Below are 19,822 nucleotides of genomic sequence, written 5' to 3' on the forward strand. Positions count from 1 at the left end.
GGAAGGCAATGGCTACGGCCGCGTAGGGGTCAAACGAGGGGCGGCGCGCGTGGTTGAGGTGCTCGCGCCAGGCAAAACGAAGCCCGTTCACGAAGCCCCCGCCATCCGCGGATGCTGTGCCTGTTGAGCTCGCGCAACAGCCGCCCGGCAACTGGGCACGCGATTGTGCCGGTGGCTCGGCCAAGGTGTCGCTAGCGCCACTCCAGGTGGTCGCGAAAGACGAAGCGGTCCTGGCCATCGACGCTGAGCCAGACGCCTTCCGCGTTGACCGGCCCACCGCCGGATCGCGTGGCACCTTCGGGGCGGGTGCGATCTTCGCCTCGCGCGCCAAGCGGATACCACACACCGGGCGACAAGGCGGGATAGAACGTCGCGAATCGGTCGAGAACGCGGGCCTCGCGCATGTCGGGTACGGGGGATATGAGTTCGAGGTGAAATGACTGTCCCCCCATCGCCGACGCAACTGCGGCGGCCAGCATTTTGCTCGCAGGCGGCCAGGCCTCCAGTCGGTAGGGTTGCAGCGCGAGACCGTACCTCACTCTCGAACGAGCTTGCACAAACTCAGCGTACTCATTCCGGTCTACAACGAGCGAGCGACCATCGAGGTGCTCATCCAGCGCGTCCTCGACGCGCGGATCCCGGTCGCGAAGGAAGTGCTCATCGGTGATGATGGCTCCAACGACGGGACGCGCGATATCCTGGCAGCCATGCCTAGGCGTCCGGAGCTTCGCATCGAGTTCATGAGCAGGAACGTGGGGCGCGGTGGGGTGCTCAAACATCTCCTCACACTCGCGACGGGTGACATCATCATCCACCAGGATGCGGATCTCGAGTACGATCCGTCCGAGTACGATCGCCTCCTGGCCCCGATCCTCACCGGCACGGCCGATGTGGTCTACGGTTCGCGCTTCAAGGGTGCGATCACGGGAATGGCGACGGCCAACAACTTCGGCAACCGCCTCATGTCGGCGATGGCGCGCACCCTGTACGGCGTCGACATTACCGACCTTATGACATGTTACAAGATGTATCGCCGGTCGCTGCTGGACGGGGTGACCCTGCACGCCGACGGCTTCCACTTCGAGGCCGAGTTCACGGCCAGGCTCGCGCGTCGCGGCGCGCGCTTCGCCGAAGTGCCCATCAGCTTCGTGGGGCGCACGGCGGAGGAAGGAAAGAAGATCAAGGCGACCGACGCGATCTACGTGATACAGAAGCTCGTGTCGTGCCGCTTCGGGGCGGCCTGACATGGCGCCGCACCGTACCAATAGCCGAGTAGTCGGTGTGATCCTGGCGGCCGGCAAGGGGACGCGGATCTACCCGTTCTCGGCCGACCTTCCCAAGCCGATCCTCCCGGTCTGCAACCAGCCGCTCCTGTCGTACCAGCTGGAGTTCCTCAAGCGGCACGGCGTGACGGACGTGACGATCGTCATTGGCCACCTGGGGTACGCGATCGTTGCCGCGTTAGGCGACGGACGCCGCTGGGGGGTGAACATCCGCTACGTGGAGCAGGGCGAGACGCTGGGGATGGCGCACGCGGTGGGAAAGCTCGAGCCGCACATCCACGCGCCCTTCATCCTGCTGCTGGGCGACATCTACTTCATCACGAAGGACATGGCCCCGATGATCGAGCGCGTCGCGTCGGGGGAGATCAACGCCTGCCTGGCGAGCAAGATCGAGCACGACCCGGAGATGATCCGCCGCAACTTTGCCATCATCCCGGATGCCGACGGGCGCGTGCGGCGCGTGATCGAGAAGCCGCGCCACGCGCGCAGCACCATCAAGGGGTGCGGGCTCTACATGTTCGACCTCAATGTGTTCGATGCGATCCGGCGCACGCCGCGCACCGCGATGCGCGACGAGTACGAGATCACCGACAGCATCCAGATCATGATCGACGACGAGCACCGCGTCTATCACAGCGCGCTGGTCGACGACGACATGAACCTCACGTATCCACACGACCTGCTGCGCCTCAACCTGATCGAGCTGCAACGCCGCGCCCTCCCGCATCTCGTGGGGCATGACGTGTCGATGCCGCCGGGAACGGTGATCGATGGGAGCGTGATTGGCGACGACGTGGTGATCGAGCACCCCATCCGTATCACCAACTCGCTCGTCTTCGAGGGAACGCACATCGCCGAGACGCACGACCTGGATCACGTCGTCGTCTTCGGCGAGAACATCATGCAGTGCGATCGCGCGGCGGTGGGGGCGTGAGCGAGACCAGCTTCCGTCACGCCCTCGTGACGGGAGGGGCCGGTTTCATTGGCTCACGGGTCGTGCGCGACCTGCTGGCGCGCGGGATGGCCGTCACCATCCTCGACGACCTCTCCACCGGGTCGCGCGACAACGTTCCGGCAGGGGCCACGCTGCTCGTGGGCGACGTCCGCCGCGCCGCCGACGTGACGCGCGCCCTGCAGGGCGTGGACGCGGTCTTTCACCTGGCGGCCAAGGTTTCGGTGCGCGGGAGCTTCGAGAAGGCGTACGACGACATCGAGACCAACGTCCTCGGCACGGTGAACCTGGTGCGATGCCTGGATCCAGCCGCCGTGCGCCACTTCGTGCTCGCCTCGAGCATGGCGGTGTACGCCGAGTCGGAACCGGGGGCATGCGTTCCCGAGTCGCATCTGCAACGCCCGCTCTCACCCTACGGTGTGGGGAAGATGAGCGCCGAGCTGCTGTGCCAGCAGATGCTGGCGCAGCTGGGCATCCCGTTCACCGCGTTTCGCTACTTCAACACGTTTGGCCCGGGACAGCGCTTCACGCCGTACGTCGGTGTCATCACGATCTTCGTGACCCGGCTGCTCTCGGGGGAGTCGCCGACGATTTTCGGCGACGGGCTGCAGCGGCGCGACTTCGTGCACGTGGACGACATCGCCGCCGGAACGGTGCTGGCGCTCGATGGCCCGCCCGGGACCTACAACCTCGGAACAGGGGTGGGGACGACGGTCAACGAACTCGCGGCGCTGCTGGTGCAGCTGGTGAACCCCGCGTTGCAGCTGCAACACGCCCCGGCGGCGGAGGGCGAACTGAAGCACTCGGTGGCCGACATCTCCGCGGCGCGCCGCGCGCTGGGCTATGCGCCGCGCCGCACGTTGCGCGGTGACTTGCCGGCGACGATCGCGGCGATCGCGGCGATCGCGTCAACCGTGACGACGTGAGCGACCAGCCGTCCGCCCCGCGGCCGCGCCGGGACGCGCGCTACATCTCGCTGCCGATCGTTGCGGTGGCGCTGCTCGCGGCGCTCGTGCACTTCATTCCGTACCTCGACGCGGCACGCCAGACGCCCGACGGGTGGCGCTTTACCGGCTACCTCAACGGGTCGCCGGACGAGATGCAGTACCGCATGCTGATGCAGCAGGCGTTGCAGCAGGGCCCCATCGTCATCGACCCGCTCACGACGGAGCCCCACAAGCCGCACATCGTTGTGCTCTTCTACTGGGGCATCGGACACCTCGCGCAGGCGCTCGACGCGCGCCCGGGGATCGTCTACGGGGTGCTGGGAGGGGTGTTCGCCGCGGCGGTCGCGCTTCTCCTCTTCTGGATCGTCGATCATTTCTCGAAGTCGCGCACGCAGACGTGGTGGGTCTACCTCGCGCTGGTCTTCGGTGGTGGCTTCGGGGCGCATCTCCGGTGGCTCGACTCCATCGATCGGTTGCGCCAGTTCCATCCGTGGGCGCAGATCGTCTCGGGAGGGCTCAACGCCTCCACGGTATTCGAGGCGTATCGCAATCACTACATCTTCACCACGCTCTTCGACTCGCACTTCCTCTTCTTCCTGCTGACGGCGCTGCTGGCCATCGTTGCGCTGTACTGGACGATGGTGCGCTTCTCGGTGGTGCGGCTGGCGGTGACGGCTGTCGCCTTCGCGGCGGTGACCGTGCTCCACATCTACGATGGCGTGACGCTGCTGGCGATCGGTGGGGGCGTCCTCTTCCTGTTCTGGGTGAAAGGGGGGCTGCCGACGCGCGCGATGTTCATGACGCTGGTGGCGTGCGGTATCGCCGTCGCCGTTCCCGTGGCGTGGCAGCTGTCGCTCTTCAAGCACTCCGGGCTTGGTATCCCCGAGTGGCGCGCCCCGGCCATCCTCTTCTCCGAACTTGCCCTCGCCTACCCGCTGGCGTGGGGGCTGATGGCCTGGGGGTTGGGTGACTATTGGCGGAAAGCAGGGCTGGACGAGGTCTTCCTGCTGGGGTGGGTGCTGGGATGCGTGACGCTGACGCTCTCCGGGCCATTCTACCCGTACTCCGACCGCGGCGTCCTCACGTTGCAGGTGCCGGCGATGATCATTGCCGGTAGCGTGTACTTTTCCCGGTACGCGCGCGTGAAGGCGAGCCATGCGGCGTTCGCCGTCTTCACGCTCATCGCCACCCCGGCGTGGAAGCTCTATCGCGAGGAAGTGACGACCTCCTTCGACCGACACCCCAGCGGCGAGGCGCCCGTCTACATCTGGATGGCGCCCGGGCACCAGGCGGTGTCGAAGGCGCTGCTCGCCAAGGCAGCCCCGGGTGACATCCTCATCGTCCCCAAGGAGCGCTTCTCCTTCCGCACCGATGACCTCTGGCTCACGATGGGCTACCCGGGGCGGCTGTACGCCGGCCACTACGCGCTGACGCTCGATTTCGAACGCAAGCGGCTCGAGGTCAACACCTTCTTCAAGGACGCCGATCCCGTGAAGGGGCCGGCCTTCCTCACGAAGGCAAAGGTCCGCTTCGTCTACCTTCGCAAGGAAGAAGGGGCCGATCGATTCGAGCACATGCCGGGGCTGGTCACGCTGGCCAGGACGGACGTGGGGACGCTCTTCGAGTTCACGGGGAGCGCGACACCGCCGTGAGCCGCCCCCCGTCCGCGGCGGCGCCGGAGACTGCCGGGCGAGGCGCATTCCTCGGCTGGGCGCTGCTTTCAATCGTTGGTCAGGGGGCGGCGCTGGCGCTCGTGACGGCGGGTAAGGGGGTCGGCTACCAGCATTACCTCCCCGTGGTGCAGCTGCCGACGCGCCCGCTCGCGCTCGCAATCGTCGCGGTGCAGGCGTTGCTCACGCTGTTCGGGCTGCGCACCGCGATCGGCGAGCTCCTCGCACGACTCGGTCGCCTCCTCCCGGGCTGGCGCCTCCCGCTCCTCGTGCTGGCGACGGTGGCCTGCAGCGCCGTGGTAGGGCGCGACCTCGTGCGGCTGGCGGGGGAGATGGCGTTCTCGTCGTTCGTGCAGCTGGTCAACCTTGGCACCGTGGTGCTGGCGGCGCGCGCGATGCCGCCGGTGGCGATCGACGGGTGGCGCGATCGGGTCGTGCGCCTGCTCGGTCCCGATCTGCCGCCTGACGAGAACGCGCCGCCGCGCCTGGACCGCTTCACGGTGCTCGCCGCCGTTGCGGCCACCGCGATCAGTGCGTTGCTCGCGCTCGTCGTGTATGGCCGGCACCCGCACCTGCAGGACGAGGTCGTCTACCTCATCCAGGCGCGCACCTTCGCCGCCGGCAAGCTCGCCCTTGCCAACCCGCCGGTCGCCAAGGCGTTCGAGTTCTTCCTGCTCGACATGAGCCCCAAGGGGTGGTACTCCCCGGTGCCGCCGGGTTGGGCGCTGGGGTTGGTACCGGGGGTGTGGCTGGGGGCAGTCTGGCTGGTGAACCCGGTGTTGACCGGCCTCAACGTCGCGCTCACGTCGCTCGTGCTGCGCCCCATCTACGGGGTGCGCGTGGCGCGCCTGGCGACGCTCCTCCTCGTCCTGTCGCCGTGGAGCGCCTTCCTCGGCATGAGCTTCATGCCGCACGCCATCACCCTGCTGTGCGGGTTGCTCGCGGCGCTGGGGGTAATGGCGGCGCGGCGCACCGGACAGGCGCGCTGGACGTGGCTGGGCGGGTTGGCGTTAGGCTTAGTGGCCAGCGTGCGGCAGCTCGACGCGATGATCCTCGCGCTCGCGCTCGGCCTCTGGAGCATCGGGCTCGGCGGGCGCCGCCTGCGCATCCCGGCCATCGCCGGACTCGTCCTCGGCTCCATCGTCGCGGCGGTGCCGCTCCTGTTCTACAACGCGCACTTCACGGGGAAGGGGTCGTACTTCCCCATGATGGCGTACAACGATGCGCTGTTCGGGAAAGGGGCGAACGACTACGGCTTCGGCCCCACGCGCGGCATGGGGTGGGCGCTCGACCCCAATCCGGGGCACGGCCCGCTGGACGCGATCATCAACACCACGCTCAACCTCGCCGCCACGCAGGTCGAGCTGTTCGGGTGGAGCATCGGCTCACTCCTTCTCGTTTTCGCCTTCATCCTGCGCGGGCGGTTGATCCGCAGTGACCGCGCCATGCTGGGCGCCGTCTTCCTCACCTGGTTCGCGTACTTCTTCAACTACTTCGCCGGCGGGCCGGACTTCGGGGCGCGCTACTGGTTCCTGATGATCGTCCCGCTGTGCGCGCTCACCGCGCGCGCCGCGCTCACCCTGGCCAAACTCGACACAGCGGTTGCGGACAACGCTTCGTCGCACGCGGTAGAGCGTCGCGACGCGCGCGTCCTGGCCGGCGTGGCGCTGGTGACGCTGGGGGCATGGGCGACCTTCGTCCCGTGGCGTTCCGTGGACAAGTACTGGCACTATCGCGGCATGCGCGCCGATGTCGCCTCGCTTGCGCGCGAGCGTGGCTTCGCGCGCGCGCTGGTGCTGGTGCGCGGGCGCGAGATCCCCGACTTCGGGTCGGCCATTGCCTACAACCCGCTCGACCTCTCGGAACCCGTCCCGGTCTACGCGCGTCGCACCACGGCGGCCACCGACAGCGCCGTGATCGCGGCCTTCCCCGATCGCACCGTCTGGTTCGTCGACGGCCCCAGCGTGACGAAGGCATCATATCGGGTCACCGCCGGACCGCTCTCCCCGGCAGAGGCGCTGCGCCAGGTGGGCCAGAACCCGCCCGCGCCGTAGCCGACGCACGGGCGCGAAGCGGTCGTCCCGACCGAGAGTTGCCGGGCGGTGTGCAAGTCAGGCGGGGTGGTGACGTCTCCTCTGCAGGACCCACACGAGGAGATGACCATGTCCGCCCAGGCCGTAGCGCACCCGACGTCGTCGCGTTCCACCATCGCCGCACTTTCCGCGGTCGCCGCCCTGCTCCTGCTGGGCGCCCCGCAGGGAGTTGCGGCGCAGGGGCGCCTGATCGGTCGGCCGTGCATCAACCCGACGCCGCCACGCTGCGCCCCGGATGCCGACTGCGTCGTCCCGGTGACGACGCTCCCCTGCGCACCGACGCTGGTGCGCGTGTCGAGCGACGTGAAGATCGCCCTCGCCGATCGCGTCCTGCGCTACGAGGTCACCGAGGTCTTCAAGAACGCGAGCGGTCGCGTGGCCGAGGCGGACTATGTCTTCCCGCTCCCGGCCGGCGCCGCCTTCGAGGACCTCAAACTGTTGATCAACGGCGAACTGGTGAGCGGCGAGACGATGACCGCCGACCGTGCCCGCGGCATCTATGAAGAGATTGTCCGTCGCCAGCGCGACCCGGCCCTGGTGGAGTGGATGGGGAGCGGGATGCTGCGCACGCGCATCTTCCCCATTGCGCCTGGCGAGGAGAAGAAGGTGGTGGTGCGCTACCAGAGCGTGGCCGAGCGCGAGGGCGATGCGTTGCGCATCGACTATCGCCGCGGGACGGATCCCAACGGCACGGGCGCCATGGTTCGCCCCGGGCAGCGCGTGAATCCGGCGCAGCTCCCGAGCGACACGCGCCGCGGCGAGGAGGGCGAGTGGTCGCGCGTGCGCTTTGTCTATCGCCCGGGCTCCAACTACGGAGAGCCGTACTCGCCCACGCACACGCTGCGCACGAAGGACGAGGGCGACCTGCGCTCGGTGGATGCACGAGGGAGCGCGAGCGACATGACGATCCTCCTCCCGCTGCGGCGCGCCAACACCGCCGCGCTCAGCGTCCTGGCGCACGCGCCGGGGGGTGAGCGCGGCTTCGCCCTCATTACCGTCACGCCGCCAGCCGCCTCGCGGCGCACGATGCCGCGCGACCTCACCTTCGTCGTCGACGTCTCGGGTTCGATGTCTGGGCGAAAGCTGGAGCAGGCCAAGGCGGCCGGGCGCGCGCTGCTGGAAACGCTGCGCCCCGACGATCGCTTTCGCATCATCGACTTCTCCACCGACGTGCGCTCGTTCCGCGACGGCTGGAGCGCCGCCACGGGAGACAACCTCGCCGAAGCGCGTCGCTACCTGTCGTCGCTGCGCGCCGAGGGCTCGACGAACATTTCCGGTGCGCTCGAGGAAGCGCTCGGCGCCCGCGCCACTGGCGACAGACTCCCCCTCGTGGTCTTCGTGACCGATGGCGAGCCGACGGTGGGCGAGCGCAATCCCGATGCGATCGCCGCGATGGCGTCGCGCCGCAGTGGTGAGGCACGCCTCTTCTCGGTCGGCGTCAGCGCCGATGTCAACGCCACGCTCATCGAGCAGCTGGCGGTGGAAGGGCACGGAACCGCGCATTTTGTGCGCGACAGCGAGTCGGTGGAGCGCGCCGTGGGGCTCCTGGCGCGGCGCCTGTCCACGCCGGTGCTCACGAACGTGAAGGTGCGGGCCGACGGTGTGCGCCTGTCGCAGCTGCTCCCCTCGGGCGAGCTGGATGTGTTTGCCGGACAGGACCTCGTGATCCTCGCCCGCTATGAAGGCGACGGGAACGCCACGTTGCGCCTGGAGGGGGAGTCGGTGGACGGCCCCGTGAGCTGGTCGACGCGCGCCAACTTCCCGGAGCGCACGCGCGACAATCCCTTCGTGGCGCGCCTGTGGGCATCGCAACGTGTGGGGTGGCTGGCCGCCGAGAAGCGCAAGCGCGGCGCGACGAGCGAGATGGACGAGGAGATCAAGTCGTTAGGCGAGCGGTATGGGATCCCGACCGAGTTCTCGTCGTACCTCGTGGTGGAGCCGGGGATGACGGTCGCCACCGCGGCAGGCGGCGCCACGGGCGGCGTGCGGCGCGATGCAGCATCGACACCGGTGACCCTGAGCTCCGACCTCGCGCGACGCAGGGGTTCGGAAGGCGCAGCAGACGCGGCGGCCGCCACGGCGCAGGCGGCACCGGCGGCACCGGCAATGGCCTCCAACGAGCTCCGCTTCGAGGCGGCGCGCAAGTCGGCGGCGCAGCGCGAAGCCAAGTCGCTGGGCGAGATGGACGCGATGGAGCCTGAAGGTGGGGCAACGCAGCGGCGCGTGGGGAGCCGGCGCTTTACGCTGGTGGGCGGGGTATGGATGGATGCAGCATATTCGAGCCGGATGCGCACGGTGACGGTGAAGCCCTTCTCCACCGCCTACTTTGCCCTGGTGCAGCGGTTGGGAGAGCTGGCGCCCGCCTTTGCCCTTGGCGACCGTGTGGTCGTGACGGGGCGGAAGGTGGCGGTGCGCCTTGCGCCTGACGGAGCGGACGCGGTGGAATCGCTCACCACCGCCGCGCTGGACGCGATCGTGCGCGACTGGTGAGCGATGGGAGGTGCGGCGGTACCTGGCCAACCGCTGGCCGGCGTTTGACCAGCGGTTGGCCGGCGGTTGGCAGGCGAGAAGGTGCAGCGCGACGTTCACGCACCACACGACGTGACCCGACGCAATGAACGACCACGAACTGGAGCGATTGTTCCGCGAGTACCACCGCCCCCTGGTGCGTTACCTGACCAGGCGGCTGGGGGACCGCGACTGGGCCGAGGAGGTCGCGCAGGAGACGTTCCTGCGCGCCCTCCGCCAGGACGTGCTCACCAGCGAACGGTCGTGGCTCTTTGCCGTGGCAACCAACCTCGTGCGAGACGAAGCCCGCAAGGATGATCGCCGGCGCCGCCAGTTGCAGCTGCTGGCGGCTGAGGAGCAGGAACGCATCGCCGAGCCCGTGGAGGCCTCGATCGAGCGGGCCCAGGAGCGGGCGCAGGAGCAGGCGATGGCGCGCCGCGCGGTCGATGCCCTGGCCGAGCGGGACCGGCTGGCGCTCCTGATGCGCGAGGAAGGGTTGGACTACAACGAGATTGCCGAAGCCCTGGGACTGTCGGTGGGATCGATCGGCACGACGCTGGCGCGCGCGAGGCGCCGCCTGGCGGAGACGTACGAAGCGCTGCAAGGCGATGCACAGCGACGTGCTGGAGGGAGCCATGGAGCACATTGACGAAGGGACCATCCACGCCTGGCTCGACGGCGCCTTGCCGGCGAGCGAGGGCGCGTTCATCGAGGCGCACTCGGCGTCGTGCAGCGCCTGCGCGGCCGCGATCGCCGAGGCGCGCGGGCTCATCGCCGCCTCGTCGCGTATCCTCGCCACGCTGGACGACGTTCCGAGCGGGGTGATTCCCACGCGTGGGCTCGCCGCGGAGACGGTGCGCCCCCGCCCCGCGTCGCCCCCGTCAACGCCGTCGCTGACGATGGAGAAGCCGCACACGGGTGTAGCGCCACGCCCCCACCGTGGCTGGTGGCAGCGCCCGCAGCTGGCGGCCGCGGCCAGCATTGCCTTCGTCGCGGTGGCGCTGTCGGTGGTTTGGCAACGGTCGCCACGCACCTCGATTGCCGACCTCGCGAGCGACGCGGCGTCGGAGCCGGCGGTGGCGCCGGCCGCGGTACCTGCGGCACCACAGGCGACCGCACCAGCGTCACCACCAGCGACCCTACGCTCGGCTGAGCGCTCGGCTGAGCGCGTGGCCGAAGTCGCGGGGAAGCCTGGCGTGGCGGCCGAGTCGACGCGGGCCCTGACGCCGCCAGCTGCACGGCGGAACGCTGCAGCCGTCGTTCGGCAGGGGCCGGCGCCGAACGTTTCGGGGGCGACCGCGGCCACCGGCGCTGCGCAGCCTCTGGCGGAGCCGTTGCGGGACGTGAGCGCGCGGATGGACCGGGCCGGGCGCGAAGTCGCGGCGCAGTCCAACGAGGCGAAGCGGAGAGAGACGCCGCCCCCCGTCCCCGCCGCCGTCGCCGCTTCGACGATGGCGGCCAGGACGCGCGCGGCGGAGGATGCCGCCGCCATGGACTCGATGTCCCGGAAGGCGGTCCCCGCGCTCCGGGCCGACGCGATCGTGCGCACGGAAGCCGAGCGGCTGCGCGGTGAGGTCGACGTTGCGCGCCGGTCGGTACCGGCCCCCGCCGCCGCCCCGCCCAGCGCGCAAGTGCCTCCCGCTGGCGGTGCGGCCAAGTCAGCGGTCGGCACTGCCCTGGCGCGCGTCACGTCATCGAGCGCGCCGACACCGGCGACGCTCGCCGGCTGCTACCAGCTGCAACTCACCGCCGCCGCGCGCGATGCCGGACTCGCTTCGGCCGTTCAGCTCCTCGCCTCAGGCGCGGGCGAGGACGAGGCACGCCCCGCGTACGCGGTGCGCCCGCTCCCTCCGGCGGTGGAAGCGAGGGGGGGCGCGGTCGCGGCCACCGCGACGACGACGGCCGCCGTGGTGGCGTGGCGCTGGACGCTCGTGCCGAACGGTGCGGCGAACGGCGTGGCGCTGGTGAAGGGAAGCGGAAGCACCGCCTCGCGCTTCGTGATGGCGATTGCGAGTGGCGAGGGGCGCTCTCTCGCCGAGGGCGCCCTGGCCGCGACCAGGATCGCCTGCCCGGATCGTTAGGCAGAGAAGCGACCGCGGCACCGCGCGATCGGACTCGCGCGGTGCCGCCGCGTGACACGAGACCCTGAATGGGAGCCCGGCGTTAGGCGTCAGTCGGTACGCAACATGTTCACCGGGTCGACGCGCGCCGCCCGCACCGCCGGGATGATCCCGGCCATGAGCGCCGCCAGCGAGAAGAGCGCCGCCGCCCCCACGTACACGGTGGGATCGGTGGTCGTCACCCCCACCAGCTGCCCCACCAGCGCTCGGCTCCAACCGACGGCGACCACGCTCCCGATGACCACGCCAAGCAAGGCGAGCCGCACCGTCTGCCACAGCACCCAGCGCGACACCGACCCCGGCGTCGCGCCGAGCGCGAGGCGAAGCCCGATCTCGCGCGTGCGCTGCACGACCAGGAAGGCCATCACGCCGAAGATCCCCACGGCGGCCAGGAGGAGGGTCATGAGACTAAACGCCGAGAGCGACCATGCGCTCACGCGCCGCGCCTGCAGGAGCGCCTCGAGGTACAGCGCCAGCGGGCGAATCGACGTTTGCGGGCTCGACCCGGCCACCGGGATCGCCGGATCCACCGAGAGGACGGCCGCACGGATGAGCGGCGTGAGCGACGCCTCCGGCATGGTGGAACGGATTGCCACGAAGATGCTCGGCCACACATTCCACGTGTAGGGCACGTAGACCGCCGGCGGGGGCGGTTGGTCCACACCGAACAGTCGCTCGTCGGCAATCACGCCCACGATGGGGGCGGTGACCGGCGTGCCCATGTCGCTCCGACCCTGCGCCATGCGCGTGACCGTGACGACCTTCCCGATGCCATCCGTCCCGCTGGCAAAGCGACGCACGAACGCCTCGTTCACCACCACCCCACTCCCGACCGAGGTCAGGTCCTCGTCCGAGATGAATCGCCCGCGCACGAGCTGCCCCCCGAGCGCGGCGAGGTATCCCGGAGACGCGGTGCGATAGACGGCGACATCGCTCCCGTCGGTGGCGGGCGGTGCGTCGGTGCGCACCGTCGTGAAGATGAAGGCGCCCGCGAATGGCGCGTGGTTGACGAGCCCCACCTGCGCGACGCCAGGGATCGCCTTCAGTGACTGCTCCAACTGGCGATAGAGTGCGACCGCACCCTCCGGCGTGTCGTACTTCCCGGGTGGCGGAAAGACGCGCAGCACCTGCACCCCCTCGGGCTCCACGCCCAGCGGCGTGGCGCCGAGCACGGTGAGCGTGCGCCCGAGGAGTCCGGCGCTCACCGCGACGACGACGGCCAGCGCGACCTGCACCACCACGAGCGCACCGCGCAGCCGCGTGCTCGCGCGCGCCTCGCCACTCCCCGCGGTGCCGTGCCGGAGCGCACCGGCCAGTTGGGTGCGCAGCGCCGATCGGGCGGGGAGGAGCCCGAGGATGACGGCGACCACCGCGACCACGGCCAGCACGAACAGCATGGCGCGCGCGTCGAGCTGCACCTCTCCCAACCGCGGAAAGACGGCGGGCGCCCAGCGACGGATGGCGCCGAGCATCGCCGTCGCGGTGGCGATCCCCGCCGCCCCGCCCAGCGCGGCGAGGAGCGAACTCTCCACGAGGAGCTGTCGCGCCAGCCGCCCGCCGCGCGCGCCTAACGCGGTGCGCACCGCCAGCTCACGCCGGCGCGCGGCGTCGCGCGCCACCATCAGCCCCGCCGCGTTGAGCGTCGTGACCAGGAGGACGAGCGCCACCACCAGCGCCAGCACGCGCAGCCGCGCGCGGGCGTCGCCCAGGACGATGTCCATGATCCCGGTCAACGCGACCTGCGTCCACTGCGCCGCATCCTCCGGGTACTCGAGCGCCATAGCCTGCACGATGGAGTGCATCTGCGAGTCGCCCTGCTCGCGCGTCACACCCGGCGCCAGGCGCGCCGTGACCTGCGCGTCGACGTGCAGCGTGCGCTGCTCGAGCACGAAGCGCGAGCGTGCCGGCAGGAGCTCGATCGGAGTCCAGGTGTCGGCCCACGCCGGCTCGTTGAAGGTTGCCGGCATCACGCCGACGATCGTGAAGGTGCCGTTGGCCGTGGCAATCGACTGCCCGATGGCCGACGGGTCACCCCCAAAGCGCTGTTGCCAGAGCCGCCATGACAGGACAATGGGGCGCTCGTCGCCGGCAGGGGCGGCAAAGGTGCGTCCGCGTGCGGCGGCGACGCCTAACGCGCCAAAGAAGTCTTCACTGACATAGGCCGACAGAATGCGGCGCGTCCCCTCGGGCTCGGGGAGCGAGAGGTCCTCGCCGCGCACATACGCCAAGCGGTCGAACGCCGTCGCTCGTGCTTTCCAGTCACGAAACGTGGGATACGATGGCGGACGCTGTCCGCCGCTCGGCGATCGCTCCGTGATCGAGAAGAGCCGATCGGCGTTGGGATAGGCCAGCGGTCGGAGGACGATCCCGTCGAGCAGCGCCCACACCGTGGTGGAGGCGCCGATCCCCAGGGCGAGAATGCCGATGACGAGCGTCGCGAAGAGCGGGGCGCGTCGCATGGAGCGGAGCGCGAGGCGGGCATCGTTGCCCAGGTCGTCCAGCCAGGAGGGCATGCGATCGCGAGGGAGCGGGCGAGGGAGCGGGCGGGGGAGCGTTCGCGTCAGGTTCAGAACTTGGTCACCGGCGCTTTGCTCGGGGTTTTCTCCCGCCTGTGGCTGGCGCCCGCTTGGCTGGCGCGCGCTTGGTTGGCGCCCGCTTGGCAGGCGCCCGCTTGGCTGGCGCGCGCTTGGCCGGCGCAACGGCGCGGATCCCCTGCAAGGCGGCGGCGACCCATTCGGCAAGCTCGGGGTCGTCGGCGACGATGTCGGCGGGGACGAGGACCCAGGTTCCCATCGGGCGTTCGCCGTCAGGTGCAAACGGCGTGATGCCGGGGCGCGCCAGGGCGTTGGGGTAGTCCACGGGGGTGAGCTTGGCGAGGAGCCCCTCGCCCCAGACGATCACGAACGTCTGCTTCCCCTGCAGAAAGCCGTAGCCGCTGAAGACGCGGCGTTCACGCGACCCCCGTTCGCCCAACCGGGCCAGGGCGTCGCGCACACGCTCCACCAACCCGGGATCGAACGCCATGGGGGCTCCGGCGGAAGCCCGCCAGCGTCAGGCGGCGGGCTGGTCGCTGTAGTGTGTGGGAATGGTCTGCGCGCAGCGCACGAGGGCAGAGATGGCGCGCGCGTGCATCATGAGGGCGTTGACGTCACCGGTCAAGCGAACCTGTCCGCGCATGACCGCGGCGACCGGGTCCAGCGCTCCCGTCATGATCTCCTTCCATGTGCCGTACTCGGCGCGGAATACAAACGGAGCCGTGCAGGCATCGGGCGACATGATGCGCGCCGTGTGACACAGCCCGCGATCGAGCAGCATCTCGAGCGCCACGGGGCCGATGAGCCCCACCGGCGCGCCATCGTCCAGGACGAAGGCGAGCGGCGACTGCCATTGCAGCCCCGCCTGCCGGTACGAGACGTCGCCGTTGACGGCGTCCCGGAAGGCGTCAGCCCAAACTTGGGAAAAGAGAGGAGGAGTCACGTGGTGCGACGAACTGCGAGGCGCAGGTGACGCTCCATCCGGCGACTGCACCCGCGCTGAACGGTCGTTCGGGCGCGGGCACTCAGCCCTACGGGCGGGTCTAGTGATGCCTCCTGGCGCGCCGAAGGGCACGCATCACGGTACGCCCCGCCGCAAAGGCGCCGGCGACCGTGTAGAGGTAGAACGTGTAGACCCGCCACCAGATGAGCGATGCACCCAACAACCGTGCAGGGAGCGTGCCGTCGAGCGCGACCTTGAACGCGACCTCCACCATTCCCCCGCCCCCGGGCGCCGGCGCGACCGCCGCACCGTAGAGCAGAATCAGCGGCCACAACAATAACGGACCCAGCGCCACATTCCCGCCGTAACTCCACACGATGATCGGCAAGGTCAGCAGTCGCGAACTCACGTGCAGGATGGAGAAGATCAGGGCGAGGAACATCGTCCCGCGCTGCGCATCCCGTAGTGAATCGACGCTTCCCCGCAGCTGTCGCAGCCCCCGCTGGACGCGCCGCCAGATGAGCGCATTGACGCCCATCAGGCGTACCCAGCGCGGCCGCGGCCCCCGGGAATTCCGCTTGGACAGCATGAGCGCCAGCGCCCCCATCCCCAGGACGCCGGCGGCATAGAGCGTCACCGTGCCGAGGAGTCCACGCACCAGACCGGTGGACTCGTGCAGCAGGAGCCCCAGCAAACCTGCCACGACAAACAGGGAAATCGCTTCGAGGAAAACCTCGAGGTAGAGGACGAGCACGACCCCTCCCAGCGGCGTCCCCCCTTCGCTCATGATGAGGAAGCGGGCCGGCTCGGCGCCCGAGCGCGAGGGGGTGATGGCGGCGGCGAAATCGCCGCCAAGCGTGGTTCGGAGGATCGCGCCCCATGTGACGGGGACCCCAATTGCCTTTGCGCTATACCGGATTTTCACAACCCGGAACAGGATATCGAGACCCCAGGCCGCGAGGCAGAGGAGGTGCCCCCACCACGGCAGTCCGAGCGGGGCTCCCTCCGCCGGCCAGTTGGACGAAATGACGTAGGCCGAGACACCGAACGTCGCCAGGAAGGAGACGGCGGTGAGGAACCAGCGGAGTGGGGTCAAGGGCCAGGGGCGGGGGCGTGGATGCGGAGAGGGAGCAATCTATCGGAACCGAGGGCAGGGCTAGAAGCCAAGGATGAGCGCGCCGTTAAACGAACGGGCACCGACCGACATCTCATACGGTGAAGCTCCCCCTCGGGGATTCTTGCGAATCGTGAATGGAAGCGACTCGGTGGGACTGACGCTGTGGGGGTGATGTCCCGTTCGATCGCCGTGGATGAGGCGACGCTCTCGGCGCGGGCGCGGGAGGGGGACGCGCGCGCCTTCGAGGGGTTGTATCGCGCTACGTCGGAGCGGGTGTTTGCGCTGTGCCTGCGAATGACGGGCGATCGCGAGCAGGCGCGCGAGGTGGCGCACGACGTGTACGTGCGGGCATGGGAGAAGCTCCCCGGCTTCCGCGGCGACGCGGCGTTCAGCACGTGGCTGCATCGGTTGGCGGTGAACGTGGTGCTGGAGCGCCAGCGCCGCGACCGGCGCCGTCAGCTGCATGAGCGTGCAGGATTCGACGACGAGGACGACGCTGCGCCGTCGCTGCGCGCGAGCCCTGACGACGTGGGGGCGCGGCTCGACCTCGAGGCGGCCATCGCGCGCCTCCCGACCAATGCGCGCACCGTCTTCGTGTTGCACGAGGTGGAAGGATACCGGCACGAGGAGATCGCGCGTGCCATGGACATAGCCGAGGGGACGGTGCGGGCCCACCTGCACCGCGCCCGGCGCCTGCTGATGGAGTACCTCTCGCGATGAACGACGACAGGTTCGAGAACGGACATCCGGCGTGGGGCGTGCTCAACGACCTGGCCGACCATCGCGACGACGCCTTGGGCGGCGCGGCGGGCGGCGCGACAGACGACGCGGAGCGCGTCATGGTGCGCGGTGGGATGGCCGGCGTCGTGGCGCATGTTGCGGTTTGTGCGCAGTGCCGGGCCACGGTGGCGGCGATCCGCGACCTGTCACGCGGAGCCGCGGCGTTGGACCGGGGTGCCGCGCCGCCGCCGGTACTCTGGGACGAGATCAGTCGGTCGATTGCGGCTGGCGGACACTCGCCCGCGCGAACCCCGGACGCCACGCCGGCGCGTGGTGCGGCCAACGGCGCCGTGCTGGCGTTGCCGAGGCGCACGTACACCTTGGCACCGCGCACGCTCGCCGCGGCGGCGCTGGTCCTCATGGCGCTCACGTCGGGCGTGACCGCGCTCCTGCTGCGATCGCGGGCGACGGCGCCTGCGCCCGTGGCGGCCAGCGCACCACGCGCGGCGCCTGCCCCGGTTGCGGCTGACGGCACGGGGGCGCTCCCGGCGTCGTTCACCGCCGCCGAATCCGCCTACCTCTCCAACCTCGCCGAACTCCACGCCGCCTTCCTGGCGCAACGCTCGGCGCTTGCCCCTGCCACCGTCGCGGTCGTCGAGCGCTCGCTCGCCACGATCGACTCGGCCATTGCCGAGGCGCGCGCGGCGCTCGTCGCCGACCCGGCCAACCAGTCGCTGGCCGAGCTGCTGTCGGCTACCTACCAGCACAAGGTCGAGCTGCTGCGCCGCGCGACCGAGTACTCCGCCTCATGACGCCATTCCCATCTCGAGCGCGCGCATCGCGCACCCTCGCGGCCGCGATGGCGCTTGCCGTCATCGCCCTCGCCACGTCGCGGCCCCTCGCCGCGCAACAGACCGTCGACCGGCGCTACGCCGTCGCGCCGGACCTCTCGTTCCGCGTGAAGGGGAGTATCGGGTCGCTGCGCATCGTGGGGTGGAGCAAGGACTCACTCGTGGTCACCGGCTCGCTCCCTCCCGCGGTGCAGATGGAGATCGGCGTGGGCGGCGATGGCCGGTCGCCGGCGCGTGGGGCCAAGATGTACCTCGAGTCGCCTAACGACGACGCAGCAAGCACCGGCGTGCTGGAGATTCGCGTTCCGGCGCGCTCGCGGGTGTGGGTCAAGTGCGGGACGGCCGACGTCGAGGCGCGCGGGGTGGATGGGGGGCTCGACATCGCGGTGATTGGCGGGCGGGTGCGCGTGAACGCGTCGCCCCGCGAGCTGCAAATCGAGGCAATGGACGCCAGCGTGGCCGTCGACGGCACGCCGGCCTGGCTGCGCGCCAAGACCGCCACCGGCGACATCACGCTGCGCGGTGGGAGCGAGGACCTCGCCCTGACCACGGTGAGCGGGACCATTCGCGTGGAGCAGGGGGCGGTGGAGCGCACCCGCCTGGAGTCGGTAACGGGCCCCATCCAGCTCCTTGGCGCCATCGCGCGCGGCGGCGACGTGACCATCGACTCGCACAGCGGCGAGATCCAGCTCGTCGTTCCCCGCACGGGCGACTTTGCCGTCACGGCAACGTCCATCACCGGGTCGGTGGTGAACCGCTTCGACGCGACACGCCCGGCCCCTGGCCGCGAGGGGCGCGGCGCCGAACTGGTGCTGGAGCGCGGCTCCGAGTCGGCACGCGTGGCGGTGCGCACGTTCAAGGGGACGATCACCGTCACCGCCGCGCCGTTGCGGAAGTGACCGCGGGCGCACGACCGGCGACTAAACGCGGGGGGCATGCGCGGCATCTGAAGGGGTGACGGGCTCGATGCCCCTAACGATGAGAGGATATCGCCATGCGTCCCATGACTACGCTGCGTTCCCTTGCCCTGGTGGCCCCGCTGGCTGCGGCCCCCGCACTCGGGTGGTCGCACGAGCGTCTTGACCGCGCCGGCACCGGCGCTACCACTGGCGCCGTCGGTGGCGCCGCCGCTGTCATCGCCGCTGGCGCGCGCGCCACATTCGGGCCGCCGTGGATCTCGATCGAGTACCCGGTGAATCCATACGATGCCACGACGCGCTCGGCCTTCCTCGTCGTGCACGCCTTTCACCATGGAACGCCGACCGGCTTCCCGGTCTCCGGCTCGGCCGAGGGGCTGGTCAACGGCGAGCGGCGTTCGATCCCGCTGCGCTTCACGACGACCTCGCGCACCGGCGTGTTCGCGCTCGAGCGGCAGTGGCCTAACGACGGCACGTGGACGCTCGTCGTCTCGATAGCACAGGGCCCCGAAGACAACGCGTCGGCCATCGTCGAGCTGGGGCGAGGCGGCGAGGTTGCGGCGGTGCGCGTTCCCACTCGACGCCAGGATGGGTGGACGATTCCCGCGGCGGTAGCGATGCAGGATATCGATGCGTCACTGCGGCAGCGGGCGGCGCAGCTGTCGGCACGCTAGCGCGAGGGCTCGCATTCCCGGGGTGCGGCGCGCAGATTCCGCGCGTGCCCTCCCCGTGCGCCCCCTCCGTCTCGCGCCAACGCCGGTGTTGCCGGTCCCGCCCCGGCCATCGCGGGCGCCGCGGCTTCACCTTCGTCGAGATCCTCGTCGCCATGATGGTCTTTGCCATCCTGGTGGCGCTGGCCGTCGCGCGCTATCGCGCCATGAAGGAGCGAGGCTACCTGGCCGAGATGAAGACCGACCTCGGGAATCTCCGCATCGCCGAGGAGGGCTATTGGGCCGACCATGGGCAATACACGGTGAACCAGGCGCTGCTCGACTACAAGCCGGGTTCGCGCGTCACGGTCATCATCACCGTCTCCGATCCCTACGCGGGCTTCGACGCGCAGGCCACGCACGTCTCCGCGCCAGGCATGGTGTGCCAGATGTACGTGGGGCGCGCCGTCTCCCAGGTGCCGAGCGGGCAAATCAGCTGCAAGTAGCGGTGCAGCGT

At 70.1% G+C, this 19,822-nt stretch carries 18 protein-coding genes; 13 read left to right on the forward strand and 5 right to left on the reverse strand.

Translation table 11 applies throughout. The features are described from left to right. Positions 1-191: 191 nt before the first annotated feature. Entirely contained in the window at positions 192-404 is a 213-nt protein-coding gene (locus IT359_14625; protein MCC6930217.1) for a hypothetical protein, read from the reverse strand. Between the two features lie 147 nt (positions 405-551). Here IT359_14625 and IT359_14630 point away from each other — a divergent pair, with 147 nt between their 5' ends. From IT359_14630 to IT359_14665, 8 genes are all read left to right on the forward strand, one after another. Next, complete coding sequence (locus IT359_14630) at positions 552-1,244, forward strand: glycosyltransferase family 2 protein (protein MCC6930218.1); 693 nt, start codon at positions 552-554, stop codon at positions 1,242-1,244. 1 nt (position 1,245) lies between these two features. Continuing rightward, entirely contained in the window at positions 1,246-2,217 is a 972-nt protein-coding gene (locus tag IT359_14635; protein MCC6930219.1) for an NTP transferase domain-containing protein, read from the forward strand. Next, the gene (locus tag IT359_14640) at positions 2,214-3,161 is read left to right on the forward strand and encodes an NAD-dependent epimerase/dehydratase family protein (protein ID MCC6930220.1); all 948 of its coding nucleotides are present in this window, start codon (positions 2,214-2,216) and stop codon (positions 3,159-3,161) included. Before IT359_14635 ends, IT359_14640 begins: the two co-directional genes overlap by 4 nt. Continuing rightward, positions 3,158-4,834, forward strand: a complete 1,677-nt coding sequence (locus IT359_14645) for a hypothetical protein (GenBank protein MCC6930221.1) — start codon at positions 3,158-3,160, stop codon at positions 4,832-4,834. The genes IT359_14640 and IT359_14645 overlap by 4 nt, the downstream gene beginning before the upstream one ends. Next, positions 4,831-6,906, forward strand: coding sequence for a hypothetical protein (locus tag IT359_14650; protein ID MCC6930222.1), 2,076 nt, complete (start codon positions 4,831-4,833; stop codon positions 6,904-6,906). Before IT359_14645 ends, IT359_14650 begins: the two co-directional genes overlap by 4 nt. Before the next feature lie 108 nt (positions 6,907-7,014). Next, complete coding sequence (locus tag IT359_14655) at positions 7,015-9,435, forward strand: VWA domain-containing protein (protein ID MCC6930223.1); 2,421 nt, start codon at positions 7,015-7,017, stop codon at positions 9,433-9,435. A gap of 124 nt (positions 9,436-9,559) precedes the next feature. Beyond that, positions 9,560-10,102: a sigma-70 family RNA polymerase sigma factor gene (locus IT359_14660; GenBank protein MCC6930224.1), complete on the forward strand. Its 543-nt coding sequence runs from the start codon at positions 9,560-9,562 to the stop codon at positions 10,100-10,102. Further along, complete coding sequence (locus IT359_14665; protein MCC6930225.1) at positions 10,089-11,534, forward strand: zf-HC2 domain-containing protein; 1,446 nt, start codon at positions 10,089-10,091, stop codon at positions 11,532-11,534. The genes IT359_14660 and IT359_14665 overlap by 14 nt, the downstream gene beginning before the upstream one ends. An 89-nt stretch (positions 11,535-11,623) precedes the next feature. Here the strand turns inward: IT359_14665 and IT359_14670 are convergent, their stop codons facing one another. The 4 genes from IT359_14670 to IT359_14685 all read right to left on the reverse strand — a co-directional run bounded on the left by IT359_14670 (position 11,624) and on the right by IT359_14685 (position 16,146). Then, complete coding sequence (locus tag IT359_14670; GenBank protein ID MCC6930226.1) at positions 11,624-14,086, reverse strand: ABC transporter permease; 2,463 nt, start codon at positions 14,084-14,086, stop codon at positions 11,624-11,626. Positions 14,087-14,150: 64 nt separating this feature from the next. Then, positions 14,151-14,597: a TfoX/Sxy family protein gene (locus tag IT359_14675; protein MCC6930227.1), complete on the reverse strand. Its 447-nt coding sequence runs from the start codon at positions 14,595-14,597 to the stop codon at positions 14,151-14,153. 27 nt (positions 14,598-14,624) lie between these two features. Beyond that, positions 14,625-15,050 (reverse strand): SCP2 sterol-binding domain-containing protein, encoded by a 426-nt coding sequence (locus IT359_14680; protein ID MCC6930228.1) that lies wholly within the window; start codon positions 15,048-15,050, stop codon positions 14,625-14,627. 100 nt (positions 15,051-15,150) lie between these two features. Continuing rightward, on the reverse strand, positions 15,151-16,146 hold the full coding sequence (locus IT359_14685) for a flippase-like domain-containing protein (GenBank protein ID MCC6930229.1): 996 nt from the start codon (positions 16,144-16,146) through the stop codon (positions 15,151-15,153). 192 nt (positions 16,147-16,338) lie between these two features. Here IT359_14685 and IT359_14690 point away from each other — a divergent pair, with 192 nt between their 5' ends. From IT359_14690 to IT359_14710, 5 genes are all read left to right on the forward strand, one after another. Further along, on the forward strand, positions 16,339-16,887 hold the full coding sequence (locus IT359_14690; GenBank protein MCC6930230.1) for an RNA polymerase sigma factor: 549 nt from the start codon (positions 16,339-16,341) through the stop codon (positions 16,885-16,887). Then, a complete protein-coding gene (locus IT359_14695) occupies positions 16,884-17,699 on the forward strand; it encodes a hypothetical protein (GenBank protein MCC6930231.1) in 816 nt (271 codons plus the stop codon). Before IT359_14690 ends, IT359_14695 begins: the two co-directional genes overlap by 4 nt. Beyond that, positions 17,696-18,637 carry a DUF4097 family beta strand repeat protein gene (locus tag IT359_14700; GenBank protein MCC6930232.1) on the forward strand — a complete coding sequence of 314 codons (942 nt, stop codon included), beginning with the start codon at positions 17,696-17,698 and terminating at the stop codon, positions 18,635-18,637. The genes IT359_14695 and IT359_14700 overlap by 4 nt, the downstream gene beginning before the upstream one ends. 95 nt (positions 18,638-18,732) lie before the next feature. Continuing rightward, on the forward strand, positions 18,733-19,329 hold the full coding sequence (locus IT359_14705; GenBank protein ID MCC6930233.1) for a hypothetical protein: 597 nt from the start codon (positions 18,733-18,735) through the stop codon (positions 19,327-19,329). 44 nt (positions 19,330-19,373) lie between these two features. Next, complete coding sequence (locus IT359_14710) at positions 19,374-19,811, forward strand: prepilin-type N-terminal cleavage/methylation domain-containing protein (GenBank protein MCC6930234.1); 438 nt, start codon at positions 19,374-19,376, stop codon at positions 19,809-19,811. The last annotated feature ends 11 nt before the right edge of the window (positions 19,812-19,822 follow it).

It is taken from the genome of Gemmatimonadaceae bacterium, from assembly GCA_020852815.1.
In the GTDB taxonomy this organism is placed as follows: Bacteria; Gemmatimonadota; Gemmatimonadetes; order Gemmatimonadales; family Gemmatimonadaceae; genus SCN-70-22.